This window comes from Bacillus sp. FSL R5-0397 (assembly GCF_038593395.1).
GTDB classification, from domain to species: domain Bacteria; phylum Bacillota; class Bacilli; order Bacillales; family Bacillaceae; genus Bacillus; species Bacillus altitudinis.
In genome coordinates this window covers 3101404-3117707 of record NZ_CP151992.1, presented here as the reverse complement: position 1 = coordinate 3117707, position 16304 = coordinate 3101404, and the positions used below count along the sequence as shown (strand labels likewise).

At 40.4% G+C, this 16304-nt stretch carries 12 protein-coding genes; 8 read left to right on the top strand and 4 right to left on the bottom strand.

The genetic code is table 11. The features are described from left to right. Positions 1–25 precede the first annotated feature (25 nt). Together NSQ70_RS16060 and NSQ70_RS16055 are read right to left on the bottom strand one after the other, a co-directional pair. On the bottom strand, positions 26–598 hold the full coding sequence (locus tag NSQ70_RS16060) for a TetR/AcrR family transcriptional regulator (protein ID WP_008348201.1): 573 nt from the start codon (positions 596–598) through the stop codon (positions 26–28). A gap of 90 nt (positions 599–688) precedes the next feature. Continuing rightward, complete coding sequence (locus tag NSQ70_RS16055) at positions 689–3214, bottom strand: PEP/pyruvate-binding domain-containing protein (RefSeq protein ID WP_159160012.1); 2526 nt, start codon at positions 3212–3214, stop codon at positions 689–691. A 284-nt stretch (positions 3215–3498) separates the two neighbouring features. On the opposite strand from NSQ70_RS16055, the gene NSQ70_RS16050 reads away from it, so the two are divergent. The 3 genes from NSQ70_RS16050 (at position 3499) to uvrA (ending at position 8904) form a co-directional block, all read left to right on the top strand. Continuing rightward, entirely contained in the window at positions 3499–3744 is a 246-nt protein-coding gene (locus NSQ70_RS16050; protein WP_008348197.1) for a CsbA family protein, read from the top strand. 290 nt (positions 3745–4034) lie between these two features. Further along, the gene (gene uvrB / locus NSQ70_RS16045; protein WP_025208044.1) at positions 4035–6020 is read left to right on the top strand and encodes an excinuclease ABC subunit UvrB; all 1986 of its coding nucleotides are present in this window, start codon (positions 4035–4037) and stop codon (positions 6018–6020) included. A gap of 7 nt (positions 6021–6027) precedes the next feature. Further along, positions 6028–8904: an excinuclease ABC subunit UvrA gene (uvrA, locus tag NSQ70_RS16040; protein ID WP_144666187.1), complete on the top strand. Its 2877-nt coding sequence runs from the start codon at positions 6028–6030 to the stop codon at positions 8902–8904. 230 nt (positions 8905–9134) lie between these two features. Here the strand turns inward: uvrA and NSQ70_RS16035 are convergent, their stop codons facing one another. After that, entirely contained in the window at positions 9135–9365 is a 231-nt protein-coding gene (locus tag NSQ70_RS16035; RefSeq protein ID WP_008348188.1) for a hypothetical protein, read from the bottom strand. 197 nt (positions 9366–9562) lie between these two features. Between NSQ70_RS16035 and NSQ70_RS16030 the strand changes: the two genes are divergently transcribed. From NSQ70_RS16030 to NSQ70_RS16010, 5 genes are all read left to right on the top strand, one after another. Beyond that, entirely contained in the window at positions 9563–9898 is a 336-nt protein-coding gene (locus NSQ70_RS16030) for a hypothetical protein (RefSeq protein WP_072368060.1), read from the top strand. Between the two features lie 11 nt (positions 9899–9909). After that, positions 9910–11001, top strand: a complete 1092-nt coding sequence (locus tag NSQ70_RS16025; protein ID WP_007500040.1) for a DUF4097 domain-containing protein — start codon at positions 9910–9912, stop codon at positions 10999–11001. 6 nt (positions 11002–11007) lie between these two features. Continuing rightward, entirely contained in the window at positions 11008–11202 is a 195-nt protein-coding gene (locus NSQ70_RS16020) for a PspC domain-containing protein (protein WP_008348183.1), read from the top strand. Beyond that, entirely contained in the window at positions 11203–11589 is a 387-nt protein-coding gene (locus tag NSQ70_RS16015; RefSeq protein WP_007500042.1) for a phage holin family protein, read from the top strand. 94 nt (positions 11590–11683) lie between these two features. Next, positions 11684–15538 carry a metallophosphoesterase gene (locus NSQ70_RS16010; protein WP_326848690.1) on the top strand — a complete coding sequence of 1285 codons (3855 nt, stop codon included), beginning with the start codon at positions 11684–11686 and terminating at the stop codon, positions 15536–15538. Positions 15539–15564: 26 nt separating this feature from the next. Here the strand turns inward: NSQ70_RS16010 and NSQ70_RS16005 are convergent, their stop codons facing one another. Further along, positions 15565–16290: a GntR family transcriptional regulator gene (locus tag NSQ70_RS16005; RefSeq protein ID WP_041507821.1), complete on the bottom strand. Its 726-nt coding sequence runs from the start codon at positions 16288–16290 to the stop codon at positions 15565–15567. Positions 16291–16304 lie beyond the last annotated feature (14 nt).

The following is a 16304-nucleotide window of genomic DNA, read 5'->3' as shown; positions in this document are numbered from 1 at the left end:
TGTAAAAAAGAAGAATTTCACCCAATTAAGTGGGGGAAATTCCTCTCATGAAAATGTGTGTGCATGTCTCAATAAAGTCTTCTTTTTGTGTTAAAACAAGCTGAATGTCTTGCTCTAGCTGTTGAATGAAAAAGCCAAAATACGTGCTAATAAATATATCTGCATAGATGTCTTCTTTTCCTTCTAATACACGATGCTGAGCACTCATTTTTTTGAAATAATGAATCAGCATATCTCTCAATTCTTGAGGATAAATTTTTTCATGGTCTGTTAAATCTTTAAACATAGCGGGTTCTCTCATGCTGATATAGATAAATTCTTTTTTTGAAGTCAAATCTTCAAGGAAATAGCTACCGAGAAATTTTAAATCGGTGTATAAATCGTCTTTAAATTCAGCTTCAAGGGTTTTGGTCGGTGTTGATTTCATTTTCATAATGGCAGCAATCACGCCGCGTTTGTTTTTAAAGTTACGAAAAATTGTCGCTTCACTTACATTCGCTTTTGTCGCAATTTCTTTTGTCGTTGTTTTTTGATAGCCCTTTTCAGACAATAATTCCATTGTTGCGCGAATGATCCGCTGATTTGTTGATTTTAACAAGCATACTCACCTCAGGTTATGAATGTGTTTGCAACAAAGTAAGTATACCGATAAAATCTGTGACCGCCAATATGATCCAAACAGTGACGACTATGCCCGTGAATGCTGATTTAATAACTGGATACGCCCATTGGCTCCATCTACTGTCACGAGGTCACCAGATTTTAGTTTTTCAGTTGCGATCCGTGTACCTAAGACAGCAGGTATCATATATTCTCTAGCGATAATAGCGGAATGGGACAAAATGCCGCCAGAATCGGTGATGACTGCTTTTGCGTCTCTAAATAAGCTGGTCCATAAAGGTGTCGTTGTTTTACAAACTAAAATGTCATCTTTTTCAAATTGTGAAAATTCATCAGCAGATGTAATGACTCTGACTCTTCCGGAAGTAATGCCGCTAGATGCACCAATTCCATAGATTGCATCGTCTGTGTTGTTTTCATTTTCCCTTAGCGAACCAAGCATTCTTTCTACTTGCTGCAATTCAGCTTCAGAAGGCGTTCCTGTATAAGCTGGTGGTTGGATGGATTCATTTTCCTTCATTTCAATTTTTCTTTGCTGAATGATCGAATCGTATGTGGTCGAAGTTGTGAGCGCATTGAGTACTTCATCATCGTAAAGATACCAAAGGTCTTCTTGATGAGGGATCGCTCCTTTTTGAACAAGAAGTTCACCAATTTTTAAGAGATAGAGTCTCGCTTTTGCATCTAACATGGCATCAATGTAAAAGTGATGATCATCTCGAATATTGGCTGCATGGAGTGCAAAATGATAAAGTTCCTCAAATTTTGTTTTAAACGCTTCATCTGTCACTTGACTGATAAACTGTTCATACGTTTCTTGCCTTTTGATCACGGCTTGTGCAAATTCTTCATCAAAATCAGATTGGTGCCGAATGTTGTTTCTAATGATGTCCAAGACAAATTCAGGATTTTCCACCCATGTTTCCTCTGTGAAATCATGGCTTTTAACAGACCGCCAACCATAGACTTGGAGAAAAGCTTCTACGTCGGAAATGAAGTTTTTTCCTTTATCTGTGTGATTGAGGGCAAATAATAGTTCAGCATTCGTTGAATGATCTTTAAATGCCTGAAGAAGCTCGGAATCTTGAAGAACGTCTTTTGCCAAGTGAGATAGCTTTTGATCTGTTTCAAGAGACTTGTTCATCACACCTATCATCATTTCATGCAGCAGAACGACTTGTGTTTGATCCCCAGTATATGTGACAAGCATGTCTTCAATGATCGCTGATAGAATGACTTGAGGTATGACAATATCAAAATGGTCGTCATACGCTCTTAGATAAATCTCCTTTAATTCTTGAAAGCCATTAATGGCTTCCTCAATTGTTAGCGGTTGAGTGATTTGCTGATCAAGTTTTTCGTATAATGGGAACAAGTTTTGCTTTAAAATGCGATACATTCTTTCGCTTAAACGAGGAAACATTTCGAATAGGCTCTCGTCAAAAACTGGTTCCTCTGACGCTTCTGGCATAGACGGTGAAGAATACAAATGACCTCTATAAAGCTTGATATCTTTAATATTAAGGTCTGGTACTTGATACTTCTCTCCGTTTTTCTTCATCCCGTTTTTTAAAGCAGGTATGATCAAACTTGAAAAAAGAGGACTTGTGGGTCCAGGCATATGATCGTCCATTGAGATCCAGAAGTCTTGCAGCTCTTCAGGTTTCATTTGAAAGGCTGCACCTGAGGAGCCATTTGCTGTATTGGAAAAAGAAGCAGTAATCGGTCTTGCTTGAAGTAAATAAAAAGTACCATCTGACATGCCGAATTCGATATCTACTCCATGTCCATAAAGTTCTTCTACTTGTTTTGTCATTTTCGTGATTTGGATCAATTGATCATCTTGAAGACAAAATTGGCCAGCCATCTCCTCACCTACGGGTTGTTCAATGACGCCCTCTTGACAGGGGACAATTTGGACTTCTTTTGTTCCTAGTGATTTTTCAATAGAGTACGTTTCTTTGTTTACAATAAATGTATCTGGCGTCACAAGGCCGGAGACGATGGCTTCTCCTAGTCCATAGCTTGCAGTCATCATGACTTCGTTTGTTTTTCCTGATACAGGATTCTCACTAAAGATGACACCAGAGATGTCAGAATGGATCAATCCTTGTACAACAACAGCCATGAGCGGCATCTCTTCCTCGTTCTCAATCATTTCTTCCTTATATTCTGTGACTCTTGCTGCGAAGTAAGACGACCAACATTCTTTGACGGCTTGCAAGAATTCTTCATTTGTTTTGATATTTAAATAGGTCTCGTATTGACCTGCAAAGGAGGCGCCTTCAAGATCTTCCGAAACAGAAGAGGATCGCACTGCAACGGACGGATATGTTTTCAACAATGATTGAAAGGATGAAAGTAATTCTGTCTCCATTTGTGAAGGAAACGAAGCTTCTGTGATTTTTCGGGCAAGATTTTGATCAGTTGGATGGAAATTGTGATATGAAAGAAAGCTTGCAAAGCTGTTCGTTTTAATAATAAATCCATCTGGAACTGGCAGTCCGTGATTGTTTAATTTAATTAAATTCACGCCTTTTGCCCCTGCGAGTGATGCGGATTCTTCAGCCGCATGAAATAATACTGAATACATGGGAATGCCCCCTTATCCAAATAGCCAATGGTTTCATTTGTCTCTTTTTGTTTTTTAAAATGATAGTGCGCACTATCATTTTCATCATAGAATTTATTGGATGTAACTGTCAAAGACGTAAAGACCTATCTTTAGAAAGGGGACGTTTTCACTAATTTTCCTCCTCATCTATATCAAAAGTCTTCAACCGAGAAGAAAAAAGCTGAAATTGAAAACTGTGAATTGTTCATTATGCCAATCTTTACTATAATCAAGGGAGTAGACCATGTAGAGGGAGGGTTTTTGTGATTACAAAAGCCATATTTGCACTTGTTTTTCCTTTCTTGCTCGTTATTTTATTTTCAAAGGTTACTTATAATCATTACGTTGGCATTGCATTAACAGCAGCGCTTTTATTTGCTTCGTATATGAAAGGCTATACAGAAACCTACTTTATCGTAGGATTAGATATTATTTCTTTAGTGGCCGGGGCATTGTTTATGGCCAAGAAAGAAGTCGAAAAAAGAGAGAAGGCTGAAAAACATCATTGATGTGATCCCTCTTGATGAAAAGAAAATGTTTTTGATTGCAGGAGCTGTGCTTACGATTCTAGTGAGTGCAGCTTTCTTTTTTGTGGTTTTTCTGCTGATCGAATATCTCGCTCCAAAATGTTCCATACTGAAAGGAAGGTTTCTTTAGAGGGTTATGAGCCACGGCAGAGAGGGTATGGTTGTATTGGAAATAAAAATCAAGTCAGACACGAACTTTAGTTCGTATTTTTGTGTTCTTTTATGATAATATATTCATTAGATAGATTTCGTAACGAAACGGAGGCTTTGATGTGAGTGACCGCTTTGAATTAGTTTCTAACTATCAGCCCCAAGGAGATCAGCCAAAAGCCATTGAAAAGCTTGTGGAGGGCATCCATCAGGGGAAACAGCATCAAACGCTGTTAGGTGCTACAGGTACGGGAAAGACCTTTACTGTATCCAACCTGATCAAAGAAGTGAACAAACCAACACTTGTCATTGCGCATAACAAGACACTTGCTGGACAATTATACAGCGAGTTTAAGGAATTCTTTCCAAATAATGCTGTTGAATATTTTGTGAGTTATTATGATTATTACCAGCCTGAGGCGTATGTGCCTCAAACTGATACATTTATTGAAAAGGATGCCAGCATTAATGATGAGATCGATAAGCTAAGGCACTCCGCCACATCCTCATTATTTGAGCGGAGAGATGTCATCATCATTGCCAGTGTGTCCTGTATTTATGGCTTAGGTTCTCCTGAAGAATACAGAGAGCTTGTGCTGTCTTTACGAACTGAAATGGAAATTGAACGCAATCAGCTGCTGCGTAAGCTTGTGGATATTCAGTATTCTCGTAATGATATAGATTTTCAGCGCGGAACCTTCAGAGTTCGAGGAGACGTCGTTGAAATTTTTCCTGCTTCACGAGATGAGCATTGTATCAGAGTGGAGTTTTTCGGTGATGAAATTGAACGTATTCGTGAAGTAGATGCTCTCACTGGAGAAATTCTCGGTGATCGTGACCACGTTGCTATTTTCCCAGCATCTCACTTCGTCACAAGAGAAGAAAAGATGGAAAAAGCGATCATTAATATTGAAAAAGAGCTTGAGGAACAGTTGGAAAAGCTTCGTGAAAACGGAAAACTGCTTGAAGCACAGCGTCTTGAGCAGCGGACAAGGTATGACCTTGAGATGATGAGAGAGATGGGCTTTTGTTCAGGGATTGAGAACTACTCAAGACATCTCACCTTACGTCCGCCTGGTTCAACACCTTATACATTGCTTGATTATTTTCCGGATGATTTTATGATTGTTGTCGATGAGTCACACGTGACCATCCCGCAAATTCGCGCCATGTACAATGGGGACCAGGCAAGAAAACAAGTGCTTGTTGATCACGGGTTCCGTCTGCCGTCAGCACTTGATAATAGACCACTCACATTTGATGAGTTTGAAAAGCACATTAACCATATTGTGCATGTATCCGCAACACCTGGCCCATACGAGCTTGAGAAAACGCCAGAGGTTGTGGAACAAATTATTCGTCCAACCGGTTTGCTTGATCCAATCATTGAAGTCCGTCCGATTGAAGGACAAATCGATGACTTAATTGGGGAAATTCATGCAAGGGTTGAAAAAAATGAGCGTGTACTTGTGACGACTTTAACGAAGAAAATGTCTGAGGATCTGACAGATTATCTGAAAGAAATCGGAATCAAGGTCAATTATCTGCACTCAGAAATTAAGACACTAGAGCGGATTGAGATTATTCGTGATTTACGTCTCGGAAAATATGATGTGCTTGTAGGGATCAACCTTCTTCGAGAAGGTTTGGATATTCCAGAGGTGTCGCTTGTGGCGATTTTAGATGCGGATAAAGAAGGCTTTTTACGTTCAGAAAGATCCCTCATCCAGACGATTGGCCGTGCTGCAAGAAATGCAGAAGGCCGGGTTATTATGTATGCAGACAATATGACGAAATCAATGGACATTGCCATACAAGAAACAAAGCGGAGACGTGAGCAGCAAGAAGCGTATAATGAGAAATTTGGTATCACTCCGCAAACGATCCATAAGAAGATTCGAGATGTGATCAAGGCAACAAAAGTACATGAGGATTCAGAAGAATACGAAACAAAAGCAGCACCAAAGTTGTCAAAAATGAGCAAAAAAGAACGAGAAAAAGTGATCGAAAACATCGAGATGGAAATGAAAGATGCAGCAAAAGCGCTTGATTTTGAAAAAGCAGCAGAATTAAGAGATCTATTGCTAGAGCTAAAAGCGGAAGGATGAATGCCAGATGGCTATGGAACGAATAGAGGTGAAAGGGGCAAGAGCCCACAACCTTAAAAATATTGATGTCAATATCCCGCGCGATCAGCTAGTGGTCATTACGGGTTTATCTGGTTCGGGAAAATCGTCGCTTGCCTTCGATACCATTTATGCAGAAGGTCAGCGCAGGTATGTTGAATCACTGTCAGCCTATGCACGTCAATTTCTCGGTCAAATGGACAAACCAGATGTAGATGCGATTGAAGGGCTTTCTCCAGCGATTAGTATTGACCAGAAAACGACAAGCAGGAACCCTCGATCAACCGTTGGGACTGTTACAGAAATTTATGATTACTTGCGTCTATTATATGCTCGAGTCGGAAAACCGATTTGTCCTATTCATGGGATCGAAATCACATCACAGACGATTGAGCAAATGACAGACCGTATTTTAGAGTATCCAGAACGAACGAAACTGCAAGTGCTTGCTCCGATCGTATCTGGACGTAAGGGAACACACGTGAAAATACTTGATCAAATTCGGAAGCAGGGCTACGTTCGAGTCAGAGTTGATGGCGAGATGGAAGACCTGTCAGAAGAGATTGAGCTTGAAAAGAATAAAAAGCATTCCATTGAAGTGGTGATTGATCGAATTGTCGTGAAAGAAGGTGTGGCTGCACGGTTGTCTGATTCTCTTGAAACGGCACTTCGACTTGGTGAAGGTCGTGTGATGATTGATGTGATTGGACAAGAGGAGCTGTTATTTAGTGAGCATCATGCTTGTCCGCACTGCGGATTCTCTATTGGGGAACTTGAGCCGAGAATGTTCTCGTTTAATAGCCCTTTCGGTGCCTGCTCAAGCTGTGATGGGCTTGGTTCTAAACTAGAAGTAGATCCAGAGCTTGTGATTCCGAATAAGGATTTGACTTTACGTCAGCATGCCATTGCCCCATGGGAGCCTCAAAGCTCACAATATTACCCGCAGCTTCTTGAGGCGGTATGTACACACTATGGAATTGACATGGATATTCCAGTAAAAGATATTCCGGCGCATTTATTTGATAAAATTTTATATGGCAGCGGCTCTGAGCTGATTTATTTTAAATATGAAAATGATTTTGGCCAGGTCCGTGAAAATGAAATCGAGTTTGAAGGTGTGCTTCGTAACATTGAACGGCGCTACAAGGAAACGAGCTCCGATTATATCCGGGAGCAAATGGAAAAATATATGGCCAATCAGCCATGTCCGACCTGTAAAGGATATCGCCTGAAAAAAGAAACACTTGCGGTTCTCATCAATGGCAAACATATCGGAGAAATGACCGATTTGTCTGTATCTGATGCCCTTGATTTCTATGAGAAAATTGAGTTATCTGAGAAAGATTTGCAGATTGCCCAGCTCATTTTACGTGAAATCAAAGAGCGCTTATCCTTCTTAAATAATGTCGGATTAGATTATTTGACATTAAGCCGGTCTGCTGGCACATTATCAGGCGGGGAGGCGCAGCGGATTCGTTTGGCGACACAAATTGGATCAAGACTGACAGGCGTTCTTTATATTTTAGATGAACCATCGATTGGTCTGCATCAACGGGATAATGACCGATTGATTGGAACATTGAAAAACATGCGCGATATCGGAAACACACTGATTGTCGTAGAACATGATGAAGATACGATGCTTGCCGCTGATTATCTCATTGATATTGGACCAGGTGCAGGGGTTCATGGAGGAGAAGTGATTTCAGCTGGAACACCAGAAGAAGTCATGAAAGACCCAAAATCGTTGACTGGACAATATTTATCTGGTGAGAAATTCATCCCGCTTCCGATTGAGAGACGAAAGCCTGACGGCCGATTCATTGAAATTAAAGGGGCAAAAGAAAACAACCTTAAAAACGTGAATGCGAAGTTTCCTTTAGGTGTCTTTACCGCTGTGACGGGTGTGTCAGGATCAGGGAAAAGTACACTTGTGAATGAAATTTTATTGAAATCCCTTGCCCAAAAACTGCACAGAGCAAAAGCGAAGCCAGGACAGCACAAAGAAATCAAAGGAATGGATCACTTAGACAAAGTCATTGATATTGATCAATCTCCAATTGGACGTACACCAAGATCCAATCCTGCTACGTATACAGGTGTATTTGATGACGTGCGGGATGTGTTTGCGCAAACCAATGAAGCGAAGGTACGAGGCTATAAAAAAGGGCGATTCAGCTTTAACGTGAAAGGTGGACGCTGCGAAGCATGTCGTGGAGATGGCATTATTAAAATTGAAATGCACTTTTTACCTGATGTATATGTGCCTTGTGAAGTGTGTCACGGGAAACGTTATAACCGCGAGACGTTAGAGGTCACGTATAAAGGGAAAAATATTTCCGATGTGCTTGAAATGACGGTAGAGGACGCACTTCAATTTTTCGAGAATATCCCGAAAATTAAGCGGAAGCTGCAAACGATCTTTGATGTTGGATTAGGATACATTACACTTGGGCAGCCTGCCACGACATTGTCTGGTGGAGAGGCGCAGCGTGTGAAATTGGCATCTGAGCTTCACCGCCGTTCAAACGGAAGATCCTTGTATATTTTAGACGAACCGACAACCGGTCTTCATGTGGATGATATTGCTAGGTTGTTAAAAGTGCTCCAGCGCTTGGTCGAAAACGGGGATACGGTATTGGTCATTGAGCACAACCTTGATATTATTAAGGCAGCCGATTACCTTGTTGATCTAGGACCAGAAGGCGGTGCTGGTGGAGGAACGATTATTGCTTCAGGAACACCTGAACACATTGCTAAAGAAGAAGCTTCTTACACCGGTCGATACTTAAAACCGATTTTAGAGCGTGATCGTGAGCGAATGAAACAGTTAGTCAAAGAAACAGAAAGTGTGACATCCTCATAAAGAAAAACCCCTCCGAAAGAGGGGTTTCAGCGTGTAGACAAACCCTCGCATTCTTTGTCAGTCCTGCGTGCCGGTGCTCACGAATGTCAAATTCGCTCCGCGCCAGTACTCGTCCTTCCTAGACTGCAAAGGTTTTCTATCACGCTGAAAAGAAGACAAAGGGCTAAAATCAAGTTCATTTTAGCCCTTTGTCAACAATTTGAAACCCCTCCGAAAGAGGGGTTTTCCTTTTATTGCACATCTTCCTTTGGCATTAAGTTACTGAGGTGCGTTAAATCCTTTAAAATATGAGTGCTGCTACTATCGAGCAGTACTTTTAAATAACGGATATCACCATACTTCGGATGAGACGGATGAATGGCCTCTAGCTCCTTGATCATATCGCTGTTCATGCTTTTCTGTTTCTGTATAAGGTCTAAAAGCGTTTGTGCCGTGTGGTTAGCATTATGATGATCTGTCAAAATAATTACCCCCTATAATGATAATCACCATCTTTTCAACATATTTTAAAGGGTAATCCATGAAGAATCTACACTTAGGTGCAAAAAGAAATAATTTGTGTCTAAGGTCATATGTAAATCGAATGAGTTTGAAACTTTTTATACGCCATAAACGTATGAGTTAGAAAGGAATTTTCATCATGAAGGAGCGAATATATATGAACAGAGATCAGTCGATCATTGCATCTATTTGTTATTTTAGTGTATTTTTCATGCCGTTTATTGTACCGATCGTGGCATATTTTGTAGTGGATCAAAAGGAAACGAAACGGCATTCGCTACGTGCATTGTGGTCACATGTTTTGCCAGTCGCAGCGTGCGTGCTGTTGGTTTTTGGAGCTATCCCCTTTTTATTGACGACACAGGCAAGCGACTCACTCATCCCAGTGTTCACCGTACTTATCTTGTCCTTTTTAGTCGCCATTGGCTTTTTGATCTCTGTCATTTGGAATATCATTCAAGGTATTAAAGTGCTTCAATCCATCAAATCGTAGGAGGGCTTTGTATGAATGAAAAAGAACGCATTTTAAAATTAGTAGAAGACGGGACATTATCTGCAAAAGAAGCGATTACGCTGCTTGAAAAACTAGAAGAAAATCAGTCCATTTCACTAGAAAAATCAACGGCTGATCATACTTTTCATGAAGAAAAAGCTGGCACAGAGAATAAAGGAACTGGTACTGAAAACCTCGGTGCAAAGCTGTTTGGATGGTTAGATTCGGCGGTGAAAAAGGTCAAAGATGTAGATCTTGATTTGAACTTTGGACAGTCCGTCGACGTTGAACACATTTTTCAATTCAAAGACGCGGCACTGTCCCATTTAGATATTCAATTGGCAAACGGCAGTCTCAATTTGATGCCTTGGGATGATGGGGATGTTCGGGCAGAGTGTCATGCAAAAATTTACCGTGCAGAGGATGGAGAGCAGGCAAGACAGCAATTTCTTCAACATCTGGATTGCGGGCTTGAAGGGGACAAATTTTTTATCCGAACTGAAAAGAAGACCATGAAGGTCAATGTCACCCTGTATGTACCACGTATCCAATACGATAAAATCAAAGTCAAACTGTTTAATGGACCGATTCGCGGGGAAAAGCTAAAGACAAAAGAACTGGCTGCAAAAACAACAAATGGCGTCGTCTCTTTTGCCTCTTTACAAGCAGAAAAGGTCGGAATTGAAACAGCAAATGGACAAATCAAACTGGCTGATCACGAGTGTGGTATGATTGAAGTAGAAACCATTAATGGGCTCATTGACCTGCGCGGGAAAAGTGAATCAATTGATGCACAGAGCTTCAATGGGAACATTGCTGTTCAGCTGTCAGATGAGAAATGCCGTTCGATCTATGCAAAAACGACAACAGGCAGTGTGGACGTTCAGATTCCGCGTGCTTGTGCAGTGACTGCAGAGCTGAAAAGCAATCTCGGATCGATCTCTCATGAGCTGCTTGATGCAAATATGATTAAAGAGAAAAATGAAACGCTGCAAAAAGAGAAAATGATCAAAGCCAATCAACAGGCGGAGCACAATATATCCATTTTTGCAGAAACAAAAACAGGCTCAATCCAAGTAAAGCACCAATCAGACAAGGAGTGATTCTACATGAAGAAGCTTTATCGTTCAGCGACAGATAAAAAAATAGCGGGAGTTGTCGGTGGACTTGCTGAATACTTAAGTGTCGATGCATCCCTGCTTCGTATTTTAACGGTGATCATCGGATTTATGACAGCATTTATGCCGATCTTCTTGATCTACTTCATCTGGTATTTTGTTGTTCCGGAAGAAGGCACTAACTAAATGCTTAGATGGATCGTTAGTATTTTCGTCAATGCATTACTTTTAATCGTCATTGCTGGATATTTTGATTCAGGCATTCTGCCAGGCCTTGGTAGTGTGTATATTGAAGGCTTTGGCGCAGCGATTGTAGCAAGTATTATTTTGTCCTTGCTCAATATTTTAGTGAAGCCGTTTTTGATCATTTTAACGCTGCCAGTGACAGTACTTTCACTAGGATTGTTCCTCTTTGTCATTAATGCCATCACACTGATGATGACCTCAAGCTTTATGGGAGATAGTTTTAACATTGATGGGTTTGGAACGGCCATTTGGATGGCTGTCATTTTATCCATTTTCCATCTGCTCATACAGAAAGGAATCGTGGAACCGTTAGCGAAAAAAAGCTAACGGTTTTTTTGTGTGAATTTATATCGTTTCCCCGTTCCATCTGTCATAAAAACCGTCTTCAGGAGACACAATATCCGAAGGGAGGCGGTGCACGATGGTGAATGTGAGCAGACAAATCATTCTTTTCCTTTTTTTGAGCATTCTTTTTTGTTTCAGTCAGCCTGCTTCAGCAGGATCTTTGACACAAACACAAGTGAACATACGAAATAAGCCCTTTTCACCTTTTATCTTTGATCAATTTCAAGTAGATGTCCGTCCGGTTCAAGGAAAAAAACGTGATCTTCAATTTAGGGCATCTATTAGTCAGTCAGAGCAAATTTTGTCTGCAAACTTGTACTATAAACAGAGTGATGAGCTAGGATATCGATTGATCCCAATGGAACGATTGCCGGGGATGAAACCAGAATTCACAGCGAAAATCCCGACAGATCAATTGTGGAATCCAACAGTTCATTACTATACAGAATTCCTGACGCAGAAGTCTGTCATCAAAACAACCGAACAAGCAGTTCACTTAAACGGATTTGAAGAGGATCTCTCACAAATTCCTGAGCTATTGATGACAGAAATCGTCGTGAATTCAAAAAACCGCAAAGGCAAGGATGCTTTTGAATTCATCGAGGTGTATAACACAACTCATGCACCCATTTCACTTCGACATTACCAGCTTCGCTATCGCAATCCATCACAAGGCGTGGAGATGGATGATATATATTCATTTCACACAAGTACTATCACCATTTCTCCTGGAAAGCCGTACGTATTTTGGCTTAGAAAAAAAGGGCAGGAGCATTTAACGGTAGCGGACTTTAATGCGATGTACAAAAGCCATTTAAAAGAGGGCGAGCAACTATCGGTCATTGAGAGTAAAGGATTGTCCAATTCTAAATCCCGCCTTGTTTCTATCACAACAAATATAGGAGAAGAGGTATCGTCGGCATCCTATCGTTTAAAGCCTTCATTGTTTAGCGAGCACAGATCGTTACTGTTCAAGTATCCAATGGATGGTACGACACAAATGAAGCTGATCTCGAAAGTGGAGGAAGAGCCAACACCCGGAAAAGTGTTAAAAGCACAAATTCCAACTGAAAAAAAAGAAATATCACAAGATGTTCATAAACCTGTGATCGAAGATATGACAGACAATCAACCGATAAAACCAACTGAAGGCATTGAAATGAGAGCAGATGTGCAGGATGATCAGTCCGTCAAAACAGTCAAATTGCGATATCGAACCAATCGTCATGAAGATTTTAAAGAGGTGCTGCTTCAAAAGGATCATAATGATCGGCTGTTTCACTATATTATTTATTCACCTGAGCTCATCGGTAAAGATCGATTGGAATATCAGATTGAAGCGTCTGACGGCGAAAATCAAGCAATGACAATGAAAAAAACAATTGATGTGGAACAAGTAAGCAAAGCTCACGGCCTTCGATTGAATGTAGAAGAAGGAGATACGGTTTCTGGCGTATTTCACTTAAAAGCAACAGCAGATCAGAAAAAAAGCATAAAATTAATGATAGATGGAAAACCGATTCGACAAGTATTCCCTGCACTTGAAGCAGATCCATATCTTGCATTTGATGTCAAAGGGACAAATTTATATTTTAAGAATGGTGTGTCTATAGGTAAGCACTTACTTTCCATTTTTGATGATTCGACAAAAGTGTATCGCACCTATACGATACCAATACCAGAAAAACACTTAGAAAAGGCAGGTCCACAAACGATATCATTTCATGCTGGGACGAAGTCATCGCCGTTTGACCGATTTCCTGGAGAAAATCACGATGATTTTGAATTGAAAAATGTCCAGATGATTTTATCGAATGGAACTCAAATTCTGCCTCTAAATGCGAGCCAGCATGAGGAATGGAAAATGGGCGACGGTGGCAGCGCTAAGAAGGTAAGAGCATTTCAGTTTCAAATCCCGAAGCAGGCATATGCTTCAAGCTATATTCAGTGGGATACAAGAAGGCTGAAAGAAGGAGTACATGTTGTTCAGGCTAAAACCGCAGACGAATCTCAATCTGTACGTGTGAAAGTCGATAACACGGGTCCGAAAATCAAGAGTAATATACAGGCAAATGACCAATATAAAGGCGTCTTTACGTTAAAGGCAAAGGTGACGGATCGTTGGAGTGACATAGCGGAGATGAAGGCGTTTTTAGATGGAAAACCGATCTCTTTGCCTTATCAAACGTCCTCTAGCGAATTAGAACCTGGAGAACACACATTGAAGATAAAAGCAAAAGATGCCGCTGGAAACAAATCAACTTTGAAAAAGGTTTTTAAGACGGTACATGAACACCCTGAAACGCCAGAGAGAGTGTCAGATAGGACAAAAAAGGAATCATCTAAGCAAACAGTGCTAACCAATGATCCTACTAATGATCAGTTAGATTACTCCTTTTACCGTGCCTATCAATATACATCGCTGCATCCGTCCATGAAGATTTTCAAATATGCAGCGGAAACAGAGCCGCCAAAACATTTAAATGAAACAGGGGAAATGATTTTTTCTAATCGAGAAAGAAATCGCATTGCATTTGCTGATGGTAAATCAGTGGAAACGAAAGATCTACAGCATTTTCCTTATCATCGCTTTCAAATCAAGGTTCATCACGATGTACGTGAAAAGGATGTTGTCGAGGCTGTATGGAAAGGAAGCTCATTATCAGGGAGAAAGGTAACGATGTACGCTTGGAATCATCAGCAAGAAAAGTGGGATAAAATCACTCATCACTTTGCCAAGGATGAAAAGGAATTTTACCTGAAAGGGCTGCTGTCAGTCAGACAGTATATGAAAAATCAAACGTTTGATTTGCTTGTACAAGATGAGATCAGTCAGACGTTAAAGCCTTATAAGATGGTGTGGATGTCTGATACTCAATATTATGCCAGAAGTTATCCTCATATCTTCAAAAAAATGGTCGAGTGGATCAGAGATCAAAGGGACCCATTGAATATTCAATATGTGTTCCATACAGGTGATATTGTGGATGATTCAAAGGATAAGCAATGGAATCGTGCCGATACATTTATGCGTGTGTTAGATCAGCATCAGATTCCTTACGGTGTATTAGCTGGTAATCATGATGTCAGACACAAAGACGGCCATTATAGGGAATATGGGAGATACTTTGGAGCGAAACGCTTTGAAGACAAGCCATATTACGGTGAATCCTATCAAAACAATCGAGGTCATTATGATCTTATCTCTGCTGGTGGCAATGATTATATGATGGTGTATATGGGCTGGGGGATCAAGCAAAATGAGATTGACTGGTTAAATCGAGTCATTTCTGAACATCCAGATCGCATTGTCATTTTAAATTTCCATGAGTATTTGTTAGTGAGCGGCAATCGAAGCCCAATTGGAGATTTGATCTTCCATCAAGTGGTAAAGCGTCACCCGAATATTGTCGCAGTATTTAGTGGCCACTACCACGGAGCCAGTCGAAAAGTAGATGAGATTGACGATGATCATGATGGAAAAGTGGACAGAAAAGTATATCAAATCCTTGCAGATTACCAGTCAGGTCCTGAAGGCGGTCAAGGTTTTATGCGGCTGATCACTGCGGATCAAGAAAAAAATAAGCTTCATTTCACCACATACTCACCTTACTTGAATCAAGAACATTTTTATGATCCAAAAACGTATGGAGATCAAGATGAATTTTCAATTGATGTCGATTTAACACCAAAAATGAAATCCGTTAAAACCAATTATTTTGAATTGAATGTCTACACAAACGTTCTTCTTGGAGAAGTCAAAGGTGTGAAAAGTGGTAAAAAAGCAACCTTTGAATGGAAAGGGTTAAAGCCAAATCAAGAATATTATTGGTACACTGTCGCAAAAGACCGTTTCGAAGGGAAAGCGATTTCGCCTATATGGAAAATCCATACAAAAAATGATGATCAATCAACATTTCTTAGGAAATAAAAAACTGTGCTTTCAGGAGCACAGTTTTATCTTTCCATTGTGTGAGTGAGCTTGTATCGATCCCCTCTATAAACGGACATGACATACTCGAATGGAAGGTCATTTTGAAAATAAGTTGTTCTTGCAATGGAGAGAACAGGGTCCCCTAATGAAATAGACAGCACGTTAGCTTCTTCCTTTGAAGCAACATTGGCTTCAAGCTCCTGCTTGGCATGGGCAATGGTTAGACCTGTGTTCGCTTCTATATATTCATATAAAGATCCAGTTAAATGGTCCTTTGTGAGCTCGCCAGCAAATTTTTCAGGAATATAACTCGTTTCAATAGCCATTGGTTCATCGTTTGCAAGGCGGATTCGTTTTAATTCATAGACATCTTCACTGTTCGACAGCTGTAATGATTGCAGCAAGTGCTCTGGGCATGCGACTTTTTTGAAATCAATCAACTGACTTGAAGCTTTGAGCCCACGTTGACGCATATCTTCTGTAAAGCTTGTTAAGCCTTGAAGCGGTTGTTCAAATTTCTTTCGGCTAACAAATGTTCCTTTTCCTTTTTGCCGGTATAAATATCCTTCGTTCACAAGGTTCGATAAGGCTTGTCTGACAGTCATTCGGCTAATACCAAAGCGTTCGGCATATTCTCTTTCAGAAGGAATGAGTGTATCAGGTGCTAACGTTCCATCCTCAATCTGCTTTTTCAAGTTCTCCATAATCTGATGGTACATGGGGATAGGTGACTGCTTATCAATAAACATGTGAAAATCCTCTC

Coding starts and splice junctions, on each gene's coding strand:
- NSQ70_RS16020 (WP_008348183.1), top strand. CDS start 11,008: ATGAAGAAGCTTTATCGTTCAGCGACAGATAAAAAAATAGCGGGAGTT.
- NSQ70_RS16010 (WP_326848690.1), top strand. CDS start 11,684: ATGGTGAATGTGAGCAGACAAATCATTCTTTTCCTTTTTTTGAGCATT.
- NSQ70_RS16015 (WP_007500042.1), top strand. CDS start 11,203: ATGCTTAGATGGATCGTTAGTATTTTCGTCAATGCATTACTTTTAATC.
- NSQ70_RS16055 (WP_159160012.1), bottom strand. CDS start 3,214: ATGTATTCAGTATTATTTCATGCGGCTGAAGAATCCGCATCACTCGCA.
- NSQ70_RS16030 (WP_072368060.1), top strand. CDS start 9,563: ATGAACAGAGATCAGTCGATCATTGCATCTATTTGTTATTTTAGTGTA.
- NSQ70_RS16025 (WP_007500040.1), top strand. CDS start 9,910: ATGAATGAAAAAGAACGCATTTTAAAATTAGTAGAAGACGGGACATTA.
- uvrA (WP_144666187.1), top strand. CDS start 6,028: ATGGCTATGGAACGAATAGAGGTGAAAGGGGCAAGAGCCCACAACCTT.
- NSQ70_RS16005 (WP_041507821.1), bottom strand. CDS start 16,290: ATGTTTATTGATAAGCAGTCACCTATCCCCATGTACCATCAGATTATG.